Here is a 17,738-nt window from a genome sequence, read left to right as displayed (position 1 = left end):
CCCGCTTGCGGAACGCTTACGACGACGTGCGAACGGCTAACAACCCGACCACACGCTGGACGACATCCTCGATCCCCATTCCGCTGGTATCGATCAGCACGGCGTCTTCGGCCGGCCGCAATGGCGCCACCACCCGCTGCGCATCACGGGCATCTCGAGCCATGATCTCGCGCAGCAGGTCGTCAAAGATAACCGAAACACCCTTTTCCATCAACTGTTTATGGCGACGGCCCGCACGTTCTTCGGCACTGGCGGTCAGAAACACCTTGAAGGCGGCATCGGGGAAGATCACCGTGCCCATGTCGCGCCCGTCCGCGACCAGGCCGGGGGCCTGCCTGAATGCGCGTTGGCGTTCCTTCAACGCACTGCGCACCTCGGGAATGGCCGCAATCGCCGAGGCAAGTGCGCCGGTGGTCTCCAGGCGCAGTTCGCCGGTGGCGTCCACGCCATTGACCAGCACCCGCAGCCCTGCCTCGCCGGCATCATCGAACTCCACCTTGGTGTCGAAGGTGCAGCGCACCAGCGCAGCCGGATCGGAGACATCCAGATCGGCCCAGCTCGCTGCCACGCCCACCGCGCGATACAGTGCGCCCGAATCGAGGTAATGCCAGCCCAGCCGGGCGGCCACGATCCGGCTCACGGTGCCCTTGCCGGCGCCGGAGGGACCATCGATGGTAAGGACGGGCGAAAGGTCGGTCATTCAGGTTTCCGGAAGGTCATCAGGCGGTAGTGTAGCGCCGCTCGCGGGGATTGCGATGCAACCACTTGAAAGCACGACGAAAAGCCGGTTAGAATTGCCGGCTTAATTCCGGGTGCACCCTCGATTGCGGGCACTCTTCCATCGAATCCAACCGTTTACGCCGAGGTGTGCCATGAAAGTCCTGTCCTCCCTGAAGTCTGCGAAGACCCGTCACCGCGACTGCAAGGTGGTCCGCCGCCGCGGCAAGGTCTTCGTGATCTGCAAGTCGAACCCGCGTTTCAAGGCGCGTCAGCGCTAAGCTTTCGCCGCGCGTGCAAGACCCGAGAAAGCCGCCTCCGGGCGGCTTTTTCTTGGCCGATGCTCGCGCCGACGATTGCCTGATGCAGGCTGGACTGCGCGGATGCCCGCCCGGCTCCGCGTAACGGTTGCGCTGGCAGGCATACGCCGCGGCGTTGGGTACCACCGATCAGCAAGCACGCCGGCCCTGGTTTTGCTGTAATCACCATCCGAATCTTGTCCACTGGGGAGTAGATGACATGCGCAACCGTTTGTTTGTCCTGCCGCTGATCGCGCTGATGGGGATCAGTGCCGCTGCGTCGGCCGATACGCTGCTGATCGACCGCGCACAGCAGAAGCCTGCCGCTGCCCTGCCCTTGCGCGGCGACAGCATGAGCCAGGTCGAAGGCCGTTATGGCGCGCCGCAGGAAAAGCTGGCGCCGCGCGGTGGCCAGAAGCGCCAGTGGCCGACGATCCATCGCTGGGTATATCCGGCCTTCACCGTGTACTTCGAAAAGAGCCGGGTGATCGACGTGGTGGCCAACCAGGCCGATGCCAACGAGATCGGGCCCAAGCCGCCGATCAAGTGATCGCGGGTTGTTCGGGTTCCATCGGAGGGTGACTGCAACAGTGATTTGATCCAATGGTGTGCGGGAAGCGATCGCTGCGAGTCGGTAAGGCGAGTCCTTCGCAAGGGGCGATTCGACGCGAATTCCTCGCAAGAGCCGATTCAACGCGAGTCCCTCGCAAGAGCCGACTTGATGCGAGTCCCTCGCAAGAGCCAACTTAAGGCGAGTCCCTCGCAAGAGCCCGCACATCCATGTGCGGGGATTGAATTAACGGCCCGGCGTTGCCTGGCATTGATTAGGTAGTTGCAAGTTATGACCGATAGTGTTCGCTTTCCTGCAGAGTGGGAATCTCAGTCCGCCGTGTTGATTGCGTGGCCGCATGCGGGCACCGATTGGGCCGAGCGTCTTGCCGAGGTGGAAGAGACCTATATCGCGCTGGTCACGGCGATTTCCCGCTTCGAGCCGGTGATCGTGTGCGTGGCCGATGACGACCTGCAGATCTATGCGGAAGCGCGGCTGCGCTCGGCACGGGTGGACATGGCGCAGGTGCGCTTCGTGGTTGCGGCCTACAACGACACCTGGCTGCGCGATTCGGGCCCGATCACACTGCGCCAGGACGGCGGTTTCCGCCTGATGGATTTCCGCTTCACCGGCTGGGGCGGCAAGTTCGAGGCCAGCCTGGACGATCAGCTGGTCACCTCGCTAGATGCGGCGCAGGTATTTGTGCCCTCGCAGGTGCAGACGGTGGACTTCGCGCTGGAAGGCGGCGCGATCGAGACCGATGGTGCGGGCACCTTGCTGACCACCTGGAAGTGCCTGCACGAGCGGCATCCGCAGCGCACACGCGATTCGCTGAGTGCCGATCTTGCCGCGTGGCTGGCGCAGGACCGCGTGCTGTGGCTGGATCACGGCTATCTGGAAGGCGACGACACCGACGCGCATATCGATACGCTGGCACGCTTCGCCGGCCCGGATGCGATCGTCTACCAGGGCTGCGATGTGGCCAGCGATTCGCATTACACCGAACTGCAGGCGATGGGCGCCGAACTGGCTGCGTTGCGCAAGGCCGATGGGCAGCCGTATCGGCTGTTCGTGTTGCCGTGGGCCGAGCCGATCCTGGACCAGGGCCGGCGTCTGGCCGCCTCGTACGCCAATTTCCTGATCGTCAACGGTGCGGTACTGATGCCGGCTTACGGCGACAAGGCCGATGCGGGCGCGCAGGCGGTACTGGCCGAGGCGTTTCCGCAGCACGTCATCGTGCCGGTGCCGTGCCGCCCATTGATCTGGCAGAACGGCAGCCTGCATTGTCTGACCATGCAGCTGCCCGCCGGTCTGCTGGCTGCCTGAGTCACTCCTGTTCCGGCCGGCAGGCCGGTGTTACACCATCGCGCGCTACCTTAGTGCGCCACTTCGCTGGACGAATCGCCATGACCCGTCATCTCCTTCCCGTCGCGCTGATCCAGGAGCGCAACCACGGCGACGCCGCGGCCAATCTGGCCATCATCGAATCGCGCGTGGCCGAAGCCGCCGCTCAGGGCGCCAAGCTGGTGCTGCTGCAGGAACTGCACAACGGTGCGTATTTCTGCCAGCACGAGTCGGTGGACGAATTCGACCTGGCCGAGCCGATCCCCGGCCCCAGCACCGAGCGGCTGGGCGCGCTGGCCAAGCAGCACGGCGTGGTGCTGGTGGCCTCGCTGTTCGAGCGCCGCGCGGCCGGGCTGTATCACAACACCGCGGTCGTGTTCGAAAAGGACGGCCGCCTGCTCGGCAAGTACCGCAAGATGCATATCCCGGACGATCCGGGCTTCTATGAAAAGTTCTATTTCACGCCGGGCGATCTGGGCTTTGCGCCGATCGATACCTCGGTCGGCCGCCTCGGCGTGCTGGTGTGCTGGGACCAGTGGTACCCCGAAGCGGCGCGCCTGATGGCGCTGGCCGGTGCGGAGCTGCTGCTCTACCCCACCGCGATCGGCTGGGATCCGGATGACCAGCAACCGGAGCAGGAGCGCCAGCGCGATGCCTGGGTGCTCAGCCATCGCGGCCATGCGGTCGCCAACGGGGTGCCGGTGCTGTCGTGCAACCGCGTCGGCCATGAGCCCTCGCCGTTGGGCGCGTCGGGCATCCAGTTTTGGGGCAACAGCCATGTGCTGGGGCCGCAGGGCGAATTTATCGCCGAAGCCGGACAGGACCCGACGGTGCTGGTCTGCGACGTCGACCTGCAGCGTAGCGAACACGTGCGCCGCATCTGGCCGTTCCTGCGCGATCGCCGTATCGATGCGTATGGCGACCTGCTCAAGCGCTACATCGACTGACCGCATGCCAGTGGAGTTGCGCGAAGTCCGCGACGCGGACATCCCGGCCATCACCGCGATCTATGCGGAGCAGATTGCCGGGGTCAACAGCTACGAATACAGCGCACCATCGCGCGATGAGATGGCTGCACGGGTGCGCGCGAGCGTGGATGCCGGCTACCCCTATCTTGTTGCCGAGCGCGATGGCGTGGTGGTGGGCTATGCCTACGTCGGCGCCTATCGCGCACGCGCCGGCTACCGCTGGACCGTCGAGAATTCGATCTATCTCGCCAGCGCCGCGCAGGGCCACGGCATCGGCAAGGCCTTGCTCGGCGAGCTGATCGCACGCTGCCAACAGCGCGGCTATCGACAGATGATTGCGGTGATCGGCGATGCCGACAACCTGGCATCGCGACGGCTGCATGAACGTTTTGGTTTTCGCACGGTCGGAGTGTTCACCGGTATCGGCCGCAAGCATGGTCGCTGGCTGGACGGCGTGCAGATGCAACGCGCGCTCGGCTCCGGTGACACCGCCCCTCCTTCTGATGAATGACCCCATGACTGAGCAAACCACCCACGTTCTGGACGATGCGCTGTCCGGCCAGCCGCATCGCATCGTTGAACGCGATGGCGTGCGCTATACCCTGCTCGGCACCGCGCATGTCTCGCTGGCCAGCGTGGCTGCGGTGCAGCGGGCGATCGGCAGCGGCCGCTACGATGCGGTGGCGGTGGAACTGGACGCGCAGCGCCTGCAGGCGCTCAGCGACCCCGATGCCCTCGCCCGCCTGGACCTGGTGCAGGTGATTCGCAAGGGCCGGGTGGCCTTGTTTGCGGCCAACCTCGCCCTGGCCGCCTACCAGCGCCGCCTGGCCAAGCAGCTCGGTATCGAGCCGGGCGCGGAATTGAAGGAAGCGGTGAACCTGGCGCGCGCGCAAGGCCTGCCGGTGCACCTGATCGATCGCGAGGTCGGCCTGACCTTCAAGCGCGCGTCCGGGCGGCTGGGATTCTTCGGCAAGATGAAACTGGCCGGCGGCCTGCTCGGCGGTCTGTTCGCGGCTGACGAGGTGGGCGAAGAGGAAATCGAAAAGCTCAAGCAGGGCGACATGCTGGAGGCGAGCTTCGGCGACTTTGCCAGCGAAAGCCCGGAGCTGTACGAGACCGTGATTGCCGAGCGCGACCAGTACATGGCCACGCGCCTGCGCGAGGAAGCCACCACCGATCAGCGCGAGATCCTGGCGGTGGTCGGTGCAGGACACCTGGCAGGTCTTGCACGCCACCTGGAACAGGACACCGCCGCACCCGGCCCATTGCGCGAATCGCTGGAATTCGTGCAGCAGCGCAAGCGCATTCCGTGGATCACGCTGGGCATCCTGGCGATCATCATCACCGGCATCGGCATCGGCTTCTGGCGCGGCGGCCTGAGCATGGGCGCGGACCTGTTGTTGCAGTGGGCGATGTATACCGGAGGACTGGCCGCGCTGGGCTGCCTGCTGGCGGGCAGCCACCCGTTGAGCATCCTCACCGCGGCGGTGGTGGCGCCGTTCAAGCCATTCCGTCTGAGCGTGCCGACCGGTGCATTCGCCGCCCTGGTCGAAGTGCATATGCGCAAGCCGGCCTATGGCGACTTCCTGTCGCTGCGCGACGATGCGCAGACCTTGCGCGGCTGGTACCGCAATCGCGTCTCGCGCGTGGTGCTGACCTTCCTGCTGACCAACGTCGGCAGCATGGCCGGCGTGTGGCTGGCCGGTGTGCAGATCTTCAATCGCCTGCATGGGTGAGCGTGGCGGCGCTGCAATCTGCTGCTCATAGGAGCGCACCTGGGCGCGATGGGGCGTTACCGGTAATGCCCCATCGCGCCCGGGTGCGCTCCTACGGCATTCGATCGCTTGCGCGCGGCTACGGCGCGGACTGCGCCTGTGGCGCGAGCTGCAGGCGTACCCAGACGCCGTAGTGATCCGATGCCCAGCGCCCTTCGGCATACGGGGTGTCGAACAGGATGCGCGCTTCGCGCGCCAGCAGGCGGTTCTGCTGGAAGAACACGTGGTCGATCCGCGCCGGCGTGTCGAACACATGCAGGTTCAAGGTGCTGACGGTGGCATCGCTGTTGCGATGCACGCTGCCGTAGCTGTCGCCGTAGCCCTTGCGTAGCGCTTCCAGATCCAGGGCGTCGGCGGCGGTGTTGAAATCGCCGGCGATCACGACCGGGGCCTGCTCGCTGTTGGAGGCAATGAAGTCCAGCAGGTCGGCGACCTGACGCGTGCGTGTGGCCGTGCCACGCGCATCGGCACGTTCGTTGAGGTGGGTGACGTAGACATTGATCGGCTGGCCGTCGACATCGACCTGCAGATGCGCGGCTACGCGGTAGTCGTCCAGCGGCTGCAGCAGGCGCTGATGCCGGGCCAGCACCGTGCGCCGGCTCAGCAACGCGTTGCCGTAGCGCTTGGGCGCGCCGACCGGATCTGCCGAGGCGAAGGTGTAGTCGTAATCCAGCTTGCGCGCCAACCAGGCGGCCTGGTTCTCCACGCTGCCGCGGCGCTCGATCACTTCCTGTAGCGCGATCACGTCCGGCGCCAGTTGCTTGAGCTGTCTGGCGATATAGGCGCGACGCGCCGGCCAGTCTTCGCGGTCGTGATGCAGGTTGAGCGTGACCAGGGTCATCTCGCGCTGCGCCGCGCCCGGCGACTGCACTGCCGGGGATGCGTGTGCTGCCTGATCGGTCTGCTCGAGTTGTGCGGGTTGCGCGGCCTGCGTGGCGTGTACAGCGACAAAGCACAGTAGCAGCGCCACCCACACGACCGGCCCCCCGCCGCCGCGCCGCGCCGGCGCTGCCCGGGTCGGTCGAGCCGCGTCGTTCATTGCGAGGCGCGCTCGGCCCGCCGCACCGCGCTGGGCACATCGATCTGCACGTTGGCCGGCAGCTGTTGAATCCGCAATTCGCCGTTCTGCCATTCGGCAGATTCACCGTTGATGCTGGCCTTGCCCGGCGTGCCCTGGTACGGCCACGGCAGCACCACCCCGCCCGGCGGCAGGATCAGGCCCGGCTGCAGTTGCAGCACCAGCTGCTTGTCGGTGCGCTGCAAGGTGTAATTGAGGCGCCCGTACGGTGTGCGCAGCTCGGCAATGCCGATGCCCTTGCCCTCGAACCAACGCGTCGGCGTGCCGGCAGCGATGACCAGACTGGCGTCGGATTCGCGTCCGTAGGCGAACATGTCCAGCACCGAGCGCACGAAATCAGAGGCAACCCAGGCATGCGGCAGGTCGCCGACGAAGAACGGCGTACGCGGCGTGCGCGAGACCACTTCGGCCCATTGGTTCCAGGGTTGCGGCGCACGGTCCTTGAAGAAGAACGCGGTGGCGTCCCAGGCGCGGTCGCGCCAGCCCAGGCGCACGAACGCGGCCACGTTGCGCCATTCGTAGGGTGTGTAGTCCTTCCATGCGCGCTTGCCGTCGCGGCGATCGGAAAACTCCTTCCAGTAGCGCTCGAAGGTATTGGTCAACAGGTCCTGCGGCAGGCGTTGCTGCTCGCCGCCCGGGGCCAGCGCGATGGTGGTCGAGGTCGCATCGAAGTCGCCCAGCTCGGCCGAGCCGGGCAGGAAATCGAGACTGTGCTGGCGCACCGCCGCGCCCAGCGAGGCGACCAGGTCGCCACTGAATTCGTCGCGTGCGGCGCTGAAGCGGGCGACCTCGTCGGGCTTGTCGAGCGCGCCGGCCAGCATCGCCGCATCCTTGTAGCCGCGCAGCGCCCAGAAGTTGTCCCAGTACGAATGCACCGGCTTGGCCGAATAGCCTTCGTGGCTGATCGACACCGGCATCATTCCGTAGAAGGCCGGATTGCGCATGAAGTTGTCTTCGGTGCGTTCGCTGGCGCGCAGCTTTTCCATGTAGTCGTAGGCGCCGGTCACGTGCGGCCACATCTTTTCCAGGAACGCCTTGTCGCCGGTGTAGCGGTAGTACTCGGCGATGTTGAAGATCAGCTCGCCATGGCTGTCGTTCTCGGGCACCGGGTCGCTGCCGCGGTCGTCCACGCAGCACGGCACCATACCGTCGGCGAACTGATACGGGGCGAACCAGTCGACGTACTCGCGCACCACGTCTTCGCGGCCGAGCCGCAGCAGGCCTTCGGAAATCATCGCGCCGTCGCGGATCCAGCTGCGCGAATACGAGCGCGTGCCCGGCTGCAGGCGCGGGCCGATGCGCGAGATCAACATATGCGCCAACGCGGTGCGCAGGGTGTCGACCACCGGCTTGCCTTCGGCCGGCACGCTGATGCGCACGCGATCGAGCTTGCTGCGCCACTGCTGGGCCACCTGCTGCTGCGCCTTGTCGGCATCGAAGCCGGCCGGTAGTTGCGCGGTGCCAGTCTGCGGAATCACCAGCGCCACCTCGCGCTGTTGGCCGGGCTCCAGCTTCCAGCGATACAGCAGCACGCCCGAGGCCAGGCCGGTGTCGTCCTTGACCTGGGTGATCGTCGGCGGCGTGGCGGCGGTGAGATGGCTGACATCCATGCCGCTGTCGAAGGCGCTGGCAAAGCCGGCATCCGGACGTTGTGCGGCAAATACCCGCGGCTTGCCGTTGACGCTGACCTGCGCGCCCTCCACCGCCAGTTGTTCGATCCGGCTGACGCCGCCCAGGGTATTGAGGAACTGCGCCGGCGGGTTGACCTGGAACGGCCGCACAGCCAACGCCAGGGTGAAGTCGCGCGCCTCCTTGCCGGTGTTGTGCAGCTGATAGCGTGCGACCAGTTGCGCCTGATCCGGGGTGCCCTGCACGAATGCGGTCACGCGCAGGTTCATCAGGTCGTGGTGCCAGTCGACGCTGGGAATCGGCAGGTAATCGTCCTGCAGGCTCTGTTCGCTGCTGACGTCGGACCAGTGCAGCAGCTTGCCGCCGGTGACCACGAACGGCTCGATGCTGAAGCCGCCCTTGCCCACTTCCACCGCACCGTCCTCGCCGATCAGGCCCTGCTCGGTGCCGCCATCCAGACCCAGGATGGTCCAGTACGGCTGCTCGCCGGAGAAACCGCGCGGATAGCTGCCGCGCGGCATCTGCGCGGCCAGCGACTTGATGAAGTCGTTCGGGGTCGCCGCAAACGCCAGCGGCTGCAGCTGCACTTCCTTGATGCCGTAGCGCCAGTTGGGGCCGTCCTTGAGATCGAAGCGCAGGTAACGCGCCTCGGTGTCCGGCAGCGCCAGCCAATCGGTGCCGCCGGCACCGGCCGTGACGGTGCGCAGGTCGCGCCAGCCGCGCCCATCGCTGGACGCGCGCACCACGTATTGCGAGGCCTGCAGGCCGGGGACCCACTGCACCACCGCGCCGCCGAATTCGCGCACCTTGCCCAGGTCCAGCGTGACGGTCTGTTGCTTGACCGCGCCGCTGAGCCAGAAGGTCTCCGGCTTGCCGTCGGCCAGGCGTTGTTCCAGGGCGGGCGCGGTGTCGGTGATCGCCTCGGCCTTCAACGGCGAGGTGTCTTCCGGCGGCAGCGGCGTGAGCGTCAGGCGGTCGAAGCACACCGTGCCCTTGCCGCCGACCTTGTTGTAGATGGTGAACTCGACATCCGCGCTACTGCGCAGCTGCTTGTCCTGGCCCGGGCCCCAGGCCTTTTCGATGTTGCGCTTGCGATAGCCGACGGTGGTCCAGTTCTTCGGGAAGTTGAAGCCGGGCCGGTTGACCCACCATACGTTGTCGCCGCTGGCATCGATCAGCTTGACCTGCAGGTCGTTGGACGGCGAGTCGCCGCGCAGCGCAAAGCTGATGCGGTAATTGTCCGGATAGTCGATCGGTAGGTTGCGACGGATGCCGACATAGCCGGACACGCCGTTGAAGTTGTAGTCCAGGCACAGCGCATGCCCGCCGGCGCTGGTGGCCACCGGCCGCAGCGAGCCGCTGACCTGGTTGGACACCACCAGGCGCCAGGCGCCGATGTCGTTGAAGCCGTCGAGCACGCGTTCCTGCGCCTGCGCCGTGACCGCAGAGGTGGCAACAGCGGTCATGGCAAACAATCGCAGGAACATTGGCTTCACCCCTTCACACTCCCCAGCAGAAGACCTTGGATGTAGTAGCGCTGCAGCGCGACGAACAATAGCAGCACCGGAATCACCGTCACCACTGCGCCGGCCATCATCAGCTCCACGTCCATGATGTGCTCGCGCGACAGTGCGGCCAGCGCCACCGGCAAGGTGTACTGCTCCTGGTCGGTCAGCACGATCAGCGGCCACATGAAATCGTTCCACGAGCCCATGAAGGTGAAGATGGTCAGGGTGACCAGCACCGGCTTGAGCATCGGCAGCACGATCTGGAAGAAGATCCGCATTTCGCTGGCGCCGTCGATGCGCGCGGCCTCGATCAGTTCATCGGGAATGCTGCGCGCGTACTGGCGCACCAGGAAGATACCGAACACCGTCGCCAGCGCCGGCACCACCACCCCGCCGATGTTGTTGACCAGATGCAGCTGCTTCATCAACAGGAACAGCGGCAGCATCGCCACCTGCGCCGGGATCACCAGCGCCGCCATCAGGATCTTGAAGATGCGCTCGCGGCCGACGAACTGCAGCTTGGCGAACGCATAGCCGGCCATGGTGTTGATCAGCAGCGAGCCGAGCGTGATCAGCCCGGACACCATCAGGCTGTTGGCGAAGTTGCGCGCCATGCCGGTACGCGCGAACAGCTCGTGGTAGTTGGCGGTGGTGAACGCCGAGGGCAGCATCGGCGGCGGGAAGCGGCTGGCCTCGCCGGTGGGCATGAACGACACCGACAGCATCCACAACAGCGGCGCCAGGCTGACCAGCGCCAGCACCAGCAGGCCACCGTTGATCAGCACGCCGTTCCAGCGCGATTGGCCGACATCACGACTCATATCAAATCCCTCTTGCGGCCAAAGCGCAGCATCACGGTGGTCACCGCCAGGATGATCAGGAACAACAGGAACGCCACCGCCGACGCGCGGCCGAGGTTCCACCACTTGAAGCCTTCCTCGAACATGAAATACAGCACGCTCACGGTGCTTTGCAGTGGGTCACCGCGGGTCATCACGTAGGGCTCGGCGAACAGCTGGAAATAGCCGGAGATGGTGATCACCCCGACCACCATCAGCACCGGGCCGAGCATCGGCAGGGTGATATGCAGGAACTGCTTCCAGCGCGAGGCGCCATCGATGCGCGCGGCCTCATACAGGTCCTGCGGGATCGCCTGCAGCCCGGCCAGGAAGATCACCATGTTGTAGCCGAAGTTCTTCCACACCGCGAACAGCATGATGGTCGGCATCGCCCAGCGCGGGTCGCCCAGCCAGTCGATCGGGGCGATGCCCAGATGGCTCAGGCCGAAGTTCACCAAGCCGTACTTGATGTGGAACAGATAGCGCCAGATCACCGCCACCGCCACCAGCGTGGTCACCACCGGGGCGAACAAGGCGGTGCGGAACAACGCCTTGAAGCGCGAGGCCTTGGCATTGAGCAGCAATGCGGCGCCCAGCGACACCCCGATCGACATCGGCACGCCCAGCAGCACGAAATACGTGGTGTTCCACAACGACTTCCAGAACAGGGGCGTCTGCAGCAGGTCGATGTAGTTGCCCAGGCCGACGAAGCGCAAATGGCCGCTGTCGGCCAGTGCGTACAGATCGAAGTCGGTGACGCTGAGCACCAGCGCGGCGAACACCGGCACGCCGAAGAACATGCCCAGCACCAGGATCGACGGCGCGGCGAACACCCAGCCGGCGACGGAATTACGCTTCATCATCGTGCCGCCCCCTCGCCCGCTGCAGGCGCTGCGGCAGGTGTCGCCGCAGGCGTTGCCGTTTCACCGGCCGGACCGACATGCCCGCCCTCCTGTTCGAAGATCCAGCGGCGCTTGGCCAGAATCTCGTCCACGCGTTTATCCAGTTCCTGCACGGCGGCCTCATGTGATTGGCCGCCACGCACCACGCGCTCGGTCACCAGGCGCATTTCCTGCACGATGCGCTCCCACTCCAGCACCTTGGGCGTGGCCTTGACCCGCTCCAGCTGGTCGCCGAAGGCATGCGCCAGTTCGTCGTTGGCCAGCGAGGGCAACTTCCAGGTGCTGCGACGCGGCGGCAGGTCGCCGATGATGGCGTGGAAGCGCGCCTGCACCTGCGGCTGCGACAGGTATTCGATCAGCTTCCAGCTGGCGTCCTTGTGCTGCGACGACTTGAAGATCACCAGGCTGGAACCGCCGGCAATGCCCGCGCCCAGGCCGTTGGGCCCCGGCAGCGGCGCAGTGCCCCACTTGCCTTCCATGCCCGGCGGCTGGCGCAGCTTGAACTCGCGCACGTTCCACGGGCCGGACAGGTAGAACGCGTAATAGCCATTGAAGAACTCGTACCAGACGTTGGAGACCTGGGTCTCGGAGACCTTCGGTGCCCAGCCTTTCTGATACATGGTGTCGTAGAAGCCCAGCGCCTTGCGGAAGCCCTCGCCGCGGAAGTTGCCGTAGTTGTCATGGTCGCGCAGCAGGCGGTCGTCCTGCTGCAGCGCGAACGACAGCTGCTGCTCGAACTCGTTGAGCGGCATCAGGATGGCGTAGCGGTCCGGGCCGACCTTGCGCTTGATCGCCGCCATCACCTGTTCCATCTCGGCCCAGGTCTTGGGCATCTCGCTATAGCCGGCCTCGCGCAGCAGGTCCTTGCGATAGAACAGCAGCCGGGTGTCCACATACCACGGCACGCCATACAGGGTGCCGTCGACCAGATTGGTGTCCCACACGCCGGGGAAATAATCCTGCGGGTCGACGATTCTGGAACGCGCCACATACGGCTGCATCGGTTCCAGCGTGTCCAGCAGGGCGAACTCCGGCAGCCAGGTGTTGCCGAGCTGGCACACGTCCGGCAAGCCATCGGCGGCAAAGGCGGTCAGCAGTTTTTCGTGCGCCGCCGTCATCGGGATGTTCTGCACATCCACGTGGATGTCGGGGTTTTGCTTCTCGAAGTCGGTCACCAGCTCGGCGACCACTTCGGCCTCCTTGCCCATGGCCCAGAAGCGCACGGTGGTCTTGCCGGGGTCGGAGCGTTCGCATCCCGCCACACCCAGACACAGTGCGGCGGAGATCATCAACAGTTTCAAAAGGCGCACGGATTACTCGGGTTTTTGGCGTTGCGAGGGGTCTTGCTGGGCCTGGGCGGCGGCGGCACGCGACTCGGCCATGCCCAGCGCGCGGGCGGCGGCCTTTTGCTCATCCTTCTGTGGCGCCGGCTGCGGCTCGCCTTCGGGGGTGAGCCAGCCGCCGGTGAAGCCGGCGCGTTCCAGACCGGCCCGGATGTAGGGGTTCTTCTTCATCACGGTCCAGACGAATTCGTTCTGGTAGTTGGCGATCATCGCCAGGATCGGGCCCTGGTCGATGGCGATGTAGTCGCTGGCCACCCAGCCACGGTCCGGCACCATGCGCCCGGTCTTGAGCGGGATGTCGTAGTTGAAGCTGGGATTGAACGAGTCCAGAAAGCCGTAGCTGGAATACAGGAAGTCGCCATAGCGCTTGTGCATTTCCTCGGTGGCCGGGATCACCACTTCCGGGGCGAACACGATCGAGGAGATCGCCGCCGACGGCACGATGGTGCCGTCGTCGAAGTTCTCGCGCAGGCCGGCGCCGCGCGAGGAATAGTGGCGGAACTGGCGCTGCTCGCCACGGTATTCCTGGCTGGTGTTCTGCGGGCCGTCGCCGGCGGTCAGGCCCCAGACGTTCTCGCCGTAGTCCTTCCACTTCATCGGGTTGTCGATGGCGTAGTCGCGCTGGGCCAGGGTGGCGCGGCGGCTGTTGAGGAAATAGTCGATACCGCGTTCGCGCATGTACTGGTCCTGGATATCGCGGAAATCGATCCAGACATGGCTGTACTGGTGACCGAACAGCGGGCCGAAGGACAGATATTCCTGGCCCTGGTAGACGCCCCAGTCATTGTTGTAGGTGCGGGTCCAGCTGGTCCAGGCATCCACGTCCACGCCATGGGTCGGCGAGCCCAGCGCGAGGATGTACAGCATCATCGCCTCGTTGTAGCCCATCCAGTCGTGGTCGATGAAGCCGCTCTCGGGGAACCAGCCCATCGAGATCAGCGGCGCGCGCTGCTGCAGCCAGCGCCAGTCCACGCGCTTGTAAAGCGCATCGGCGATCTGCCGGATCTCCTTTTCGCGCGGGTCGTCGCCGTCGTAATACGACTGGGTGAACAACACGCCCATCATCAGCAGCGCGGTGTCCACGCTCGACAGCTCGACCCAGCTGTCGTAACGGTTGCCCTGCTGCATGTCCAGAAAGTGATAGTAGAAGCCCTTGTACCCGGCCCTACCGGTCCGCTGCGGCCCCATTGGCGCATCGCGGAAGAATTTGAGTGTGGTCAAGGTGCGGTCGATCGCCTGATTGCGACTGACCCAGCCGTTCTCGATGCCGATCGGGTACGCGGTCAGCGCGAACCCCACCGAGGCGATGCTGGCGAACGGACGTGACGGAAACCGGTCCGGCGACAGCCCATTGAGTTCGTTGGTGGTGTCCCAGAAAAACTGGAAGGTGCGGCGCTCGATGTCCGAGAACAGCGGTGGCAGCGCGGGTTTGACCGGCTTGGGTGGCAGCTGCGCTTCCACCAGGATGACTTTCACCGGCGCCTTCTTTTCGGCCACTTTGGGTTCCTCGGCCTGCTTGCAGGACGCCAGCACCAGCGCACCCAGCAATAGTGGAATCGTCAACCAATACGAAGTCCTGCCCCTGTTCATCCGCCCCCCACGTGTGTAATCGATTACATCTCGCACGCCAACCTACCCTATCCAAGCGCCGAGTTCGACCGCCCCGGCAACTGCCGGGGCGGTCGAGTACCTCACCAGTTCAGGCCGAAGGCCAGACGGAAGGTACGCATCGGCGACGCCAGCACACCGGTCGGGGTGCCGTAAGCCGTGTTCAAGTCTCCGAGTGTCCCGGTCTCGCCGTTAAAGTTGGCGTAGTTCACCCAATTGAACACGTTGAGGATATCCGCACGCACGTTGAATTTGACACCTGCGCCGGTATCCCACTCTTTATTGGCGGCGATGCTGAACTCCTTGTAGCCCAGCGTGCCGTCCGGCTTGAACTGCACGATGTAGCACTGGTCGTTGCCGGCCAGGCAGTTCTGCCCATAACGCGCGGTCTGGCTGGCCAGCGACAGCTTGCCGGACAGCTTGATCTCGTACGGCAGCTCGTAGATGCCGGTGACCACCAGGCGATTCTTCGGAATGCCGCCGGCCTCGCGCCAGCCGTAGTCCTCGATGCGTTCGCGATCCAGGGCGTAATGCTCGCCAAACTGGCGGTTCTCCTTGGCATCGGAATAGGTGTAGGCCACCGTCAGGCCCCAGCCGGACTCCTCGTCGAACGGCTTCTCGACCTGCAGGGCGAGCTGGTTGTTGCGGGTTTCCACGCCGTTGGTCCCCAGCACGATGGCGCTGTAGCCATCCGGGCCGTCGGTCGGCGAGCCGGAAGTGGTGCCCGGCTGGAAGAACGACCCATCCGGCAGACGGTTGCCGCGCACGAACGCGAAACCGTCATGGCTTTCGATGCGGCTCAGGGTCACGTCGGTGAACCAGTCCTGGCCCCACAGCGGCACCATGTTGCGCATGCCGATGCTGAATTGATCCGAGTACGGGGTCTTGATGTTGTTGTCGATCAGGTAGACCTCGCGACCGCCGCCGCCGGTGCTGCTGGCTGTCAGCGTGTTCAGGCCTTCCTGGGTGTTGTAGGCCGGATTCCATGCGGTACACGGGTCGCCTAGGCAGGCCGGGTTATTGGCGCTGGTGAAGTAGTAGCTGTAAGAGTTGAATGAGTTGTTGAGCTGCTCGAGCGCCAGGTAATCGAAGATGTTGCGGTCGTAGGCACGGCCGGCACCGCCATAGATCACATGCGCCTGATCGCCGAACAGGTCATAGGAGGCGCCCAGGCGCGGCTGCCAGGCATTCTTGAATGCCTTGCGGTTGTTGCCGGTGCTGATGAAGTTGTTGATGTCGTAATTGGCGTTGCGCAGGTTGGTCCAGTTCTGCAGCGCACCGGCGACGTCGGACGGGGTCACGAAGTCCAGGAACGCCGGGGTTTCTTCGTAGTCGTAGCGCACGCCCAGGTTCAGGGTCCAGTGCTCGTTGACCTCCCAGTCGTCCTGCAGGTAGATGCCGTACTGCTTGTTCTTGGACACCACCGAACCGCCACCTTCGACCAGCGGCGCACCGAAGCGCACCCGGTACGGCGTTTCGACATCGCTGAGGATGTTGTAGTAGTACTGCGGGTTGGCCGGGTTGAACTGGGTGGAATCCAGATCGATGCTCTTGAACTTCACGCCCATCTTGACGGTGTGCGCGCCGTGCCATTCCAGGCTGTTCAGGGTCAGGTCGTCCTGGAAGGTCCAGCCCTTCTGACCCTTGCGCTGGAAGCTGCTGCCGGCGCCTGCGGCAAGCACGTCGGTCTCGTTACCGCGGTTGGGCGTGTAGCTGAGGATGTAGCCGTTGCCGTTGTTGATCGGCGCCTGGTTCCAGAACGCGCTCTCGTAGCTGAGGTTGGCTTCGTTGAGGAAGTTGGCGCCGCTGTACTGCCAGCGCAGGTTGGCGCGCTTTTCTTCCTGGCCGTTGATGCTGCCGTGCTCGAGGGTCGAGGTGCCGCCGACGTCGTTGAGCTCGTCTTCCTTGCGGTACTTGCCGCTCAGCTCGAACAGGCTGTTGTCGCCGATGGTCCAGTCGATCTTGGCGAAGTACAGGTCTTCCTTGAACGGCGTGCTGTAGGTGGCGACCAGCGGCTGCAACTGCGTGGGCAGCTGATCGACGCGGTCCGAATAGATCGAACCGGGGATCACCACGTTCGGGGTGGTGTATTCCTTGGCTTCATAGGCGACGAAGAAGTGCGCCTTGTCCTTGAGGATCGGGCCGCTGAAGGTGGCGCCGTACTGGGTTTCCTCGAAGTCGTCACGCACGCCGGCGCGCTTTTCCAGCGGGCTTTCTTCGCGCCAGCTGTCGTTGCTGGTATCCCAGAAGAAGCTGCCGTGGAAATCGTTGGTACCGGACTTGGACGAGGCCACGATGGCCGCGCCGCTGACCTGGTCGAACTCGGCCTTGTAGTTGGAGGTGATGACCTTGTATTCGCCGATCGCCGACTGCGGGAACGGATTGCCGCGGCTGGAATCCTGGCCGCTGACGCCGCCGGTCAGCACGTAGTTCTTCTGGCTCACGCCGTCGATGTAGACGTTGGTGCCTTCGGCCGAGGTAGCGCCCGAGCGCACCTTGGTGGTGCCGTTGGCCTCGCGGGTGAACTGCACGTTCGGCACGGTGTCGGCCAGTTCCAGGAAGTTGCGCGTGGCACGCGGCAGGTTCTGGATCTGCACGTTGGAGATATAGGTGGCGTTCTCGGAGGTACGGGTTTCCACCAGTACCGGCGGGGCCTTGACCTGCACCGCGTCCAGCGTGGTGGCGTTACCACCGTCAGCCGTGGCCGGTTCGCCGCCGACGCCCAGGTTCAGGGTCGCGGTCTGGCCGACCTGCACGGTGACGTTCTGCGAGGTGGTCTGGCCGTTGGCGGTGACGTCCAGGCGGTACGAACCCGGCGGCAGGCCGCCGAGCGAGTAGCCGCCGTTGCTGACCTGCACGGTGCGGGTCAGGCCGGTGGCGAGATTGGTCGCGGTGACCTGGGCCTGGCTGGCAGGCGCCGAGTCGACGGTGACCTGGCCGCGGATGGTCGCCGCAGCACTCTGCGCAAAGGCCGGTGCAGCACCAAGCAACAGGCAACTGGCCAGGGCGCAGCTGAGCAGCTTGCGCGCCGGACTGGCGGAATGGGGGTAGTGGTGGCGCATTGGTCCCTCCAGGGATCGGTACAGATTGTTGTTGTGGCGTTGCGACTTGCAGGAACGACCGCTGCGGGGGGCAGCGGGAGCGGACAGAACGTCCGCGAAAAGGGTCAGCGGGCAGG

Annotated in this window: 14 protein-coding genes; 6 read left to right on the top strand and 8 right to left on the bottom strand. The window is 65.1% G+C overall.

From position 1 onward, the window contains the following. Window positions 1-16: 16 nt before the first annotated feature. Window positions 17-700, bottom strand: a complete 684-nt coding sequence (gene cmk, locus AC1KVE_RS04470) for a (d)CMP kinase (protein ID WP_481091843.1) — start codon at window positions 698-700, stop codon at window positions 17-19. A gap of 172 nt (window positions 701-872) precedes the next feature. Here cmk and ykgO point away from each other — a divergent pair, with 172 nt between their 5' ends. From ykgO to AC1KVE_RS04440, 6 genes are all read left to right on the top strand, one after another. Continuing rightward, the gene (gene ykgO, locus AC1KVE_RS04465) at window positions 873-998 is read left to right on the top strand and encodes a type B 50S ribosomal protein L36 (RefSeq protein ID WP_005913193.1); all 126 of its coding nucleotides are present in this window, start codon (window positions 873-875) and stop codon (window positions 996-998) included. Window positions 999-1,236: 238 nt separating this feature from the next. Further along, complete coding sequence (locus AC1KVE_RS04460) at window positions 1,237-1,566, top strand: hypothetical protein (protein ID WP_039515118.1); 330 nt, start codon at window positions 1,237-1,239, stop codon at window positions 1,564-1,566. Window positions 1,567-1,857: 291 nt separating this feature from the next. Then, window positions 1,858-2,892 (top strand): agmatine deiminase family protein, encoded by a 1,035-nt coding sequence (locus AC1KVE_RS04455; RefSeq protein ID WP_481091844.1) that lies wholly within the window; start codon window positions 1,858-1,860, stop codon window positions 2,890-2,892. 80 nt (window positions 2,893-2,972) lie between these two features. Beyond that, window positions 2,973-3,857, top strand: a complete 885-nt coding sequence (locus AC1KVE_RS04450) for a carbon-nitrogen hydrolase (RefSeq protein WP_016904714.1) — start codon at window positions 2,973-2,975, stop codon at window positions 3,855-3,857. Window positions 3,858-3,861: 4 nt separating this feature from the next. Further along, complete coding sequence (locus tag AC1KVE_RS04445; protein WP_046342957.1) at window positions 3,862-4,389, top strand: GNAT family N-acetyltransferase; 528 nt, start codon at window positions 3,862-3,864, stop codon at window positions 4,387-4,389. Further along, window positions 4,382-5,614, top strand: coding sequence for a TraB/GumN family protein (locus tag AC1KVE_RS04440; protein ID WP_167764168.1), 1,233 nt, complete (start codon window positions 4,382-4,384; stop codon window positions 5,612-5,614). The genes AC1KVE_RS04445 and AC1KVE_RS04440 overlap by 8 nt, the downstream gene beginning before the upstream one ends. Before the next feature lie 118 nt (window positions 5,615-5,732). Here the strand turns inward: AC1KVE_RS04440 and AC1KVE_RS04435 are convergent, their stop codons facing one another. The 7 genes from AC1KVE_RS04435 to AC1KVE_RS04405 form a co-directional block, all read right to left on the bottom strand. Continuing rightward, window positions 5,733-6,629 (bottom strand): endonuclease/exonuclease/phosphatase family protein, encoded by an 897-nt coding sequence (locus AC1KVE_RS04435; protein ID WP_104568388.1) that lies wholly within the window; start codon window positions 6,627-6,629, stop codon window positions 5,733-5,735. Between the two features lie 59 nt (window positions 6,630-6,688). After that, entirely contained in the window at window positions 6,689-9,826 is a 3,138-nt protein-coding gene (locus AC1KVE_RS04430; protein ID WP_481091845.1) for a discoidin domain-containing protein, read from the bottom strand. A gap of 26 nt (window positions 9,827-9,852) precedes the next feature. Continuing rightward, window positions 9,853-10,689 (bottom strand): carbohydrate ABC transporter permease, encoded by an 837-nt coding sequence (locus tag AC1KVE_RS04425; protein WP_046342961.1) that lies wholly within the window; start codon window positions 10,687-10,689, stop codon window positions 9,853-9,855. Further along, window positions 10,686-11,570, bottom strand: coding sequence for a carbohydrate ABC transporter permease (locus AC1KVE_RS04420; RefSeq protein ID WP_024940601.1), 885 nt, complete (start codon window positions 11,568-11,570; stop codon window positions 10,686-10,688). The genes AC1KVE_RS04425 and AC1KVE_RS04420 overlap by 4 nt, the downstream gene beginning before the upstream one ends. Next, window positions 11,567-12,919 (bottom strand): sugar ABC transporter substrate-binding protein, encoded by a 1,353-nt coding sequence (locus tag AC1KVE_RS04415; RefSeq protein ID WP_102256655.1) that lies wholly within the window; start codon window positions 12,917-12,919, stop codon window positions 11,567-11,569. Before AC1KVE_RS04415 ends, AC1KVE_RS04420 begins: the two co-directional genes overlap by 4 nt. Window positions 12,920-12,922: 3 nt before the next feature. After that, entirely contained in the window at window positions 12,923-14,542 is a 1,620-nt protein-coding gene (locus tag AC1KVE_RS04410; RefSeq protein WP_039527041.1) for a glucoamylase family protein, read from the bottom strand. A 101-nt stretch (window positions 14,543-14,643) separates the two neighbouring features. Continuing rightward, entirely contained in the window at window positions 14,644-17,622 is a 2,979-nt protein-coding gene (locus tag AC1KVE_RS04405; RefSeq protein ID WP_024940604.1) for a TonB-dependent receptor, read from the bottom strand. Window positions 17,623-17,738: the final 116 nt, after the last annotated feature.

This window comes from Xanthomonas sp. NCPPB 2864, assembly GCF_056675615.1.
Note: the sequence above shows the minus strand (reverse complement) of the source record. Positions and strands in the feature narration are given on the sequence as shown.

Excerpts from the sequence above, each read along its gene's own strand:
- AC1KVE_RS04405 (WP_024940604.1), bottom strand. The coding sequence starts at position 17,622 with ATGCGCCACCACTACCCCCATTCCGCCAGTCCGGCGCGCAAGCTGCTC.
- AC1KVE_RS04455 (WP_481091844.1), top strand. The coding sequence starts at position 1,858 with ATGACCGATAGTGTTCGCTTTCCTGCAGAGTGGGAATCTCAGTCCGCC.
- AC1KVE_RS04420 (WP_024940601.1), bottom strand. The coding sequence starts at position 11,570 with ATGATGAAGCGTAATTCCGTCGCCGGCTGGGTGTTCGCCGCGCCGTCG.
- cmk (WP_481091843.1), bottom strand. The coding sequence starts at position 700 with ATGACCGACCTTTCGCCCGTCCTTACCATCGATGGTCCCTCCGGCGCC.
- ykgO (WP_005913193.1), top strand. The coding sequence starts at position 873 with ATGAAAGTCCTGTCCTCCCTGAAGTCTGCGAAGACCCGTCACCGCGAC.
- AC1KVE_RS04410 (WP_039527041.1), bottom strand. The coding sequence starts at position 14,542 with ATGAACAGGGGCAGGACTTCGTATTGGTTGACGATTCCACTATTGCTG.
- AC1KVE_RS04445 (WP_046342957.1), top strand. The coding sequence starts at position 3,862 with ATGCCAGTGGAGTTGCGCGAAGTCCGCGACGCGGACATCCCGGCCATC.
- AC1KVE_RS04450 (WP_016904714.1), top strand. The coding sequence starts at position 2,973 with ATGACCCGTCATCTCCTTCCCGTCGCGCTGATCCAGGAGCGCAACCAC.
- AC1KVE_RS04460 (WP_039515118.1), top strand. The coding sequence starts at position 1,237 with ATGCGCAACCGTTTGTTTGTCCTGCCGCTGATCGCGCTGATGGGGATC.
- AC1KVE_RS04440 (WP_167764168.1), top strand. The coding sequence starts at position 4,382 with ATGAATGACCCCATGACTGAGCAAACCACCCACGTTCTGGACGATGCG.
- AC1KVE_RS04430 (WP_481091845.1), bottom strand. The coding sequence starts at position 9,826 with ATGACCGCTGTTGCCACCTCTGCGGTCACGGCGCAGGCGCAGGAACGC.
- AC1KVE_RS04425 (WP_046342961.1), bottom strand. The coding sequence starts at position 10,689 with ATGAGTCGTGATGTCGGCCAATCGCGCTGGAACGGCGTGCTGATCAAC.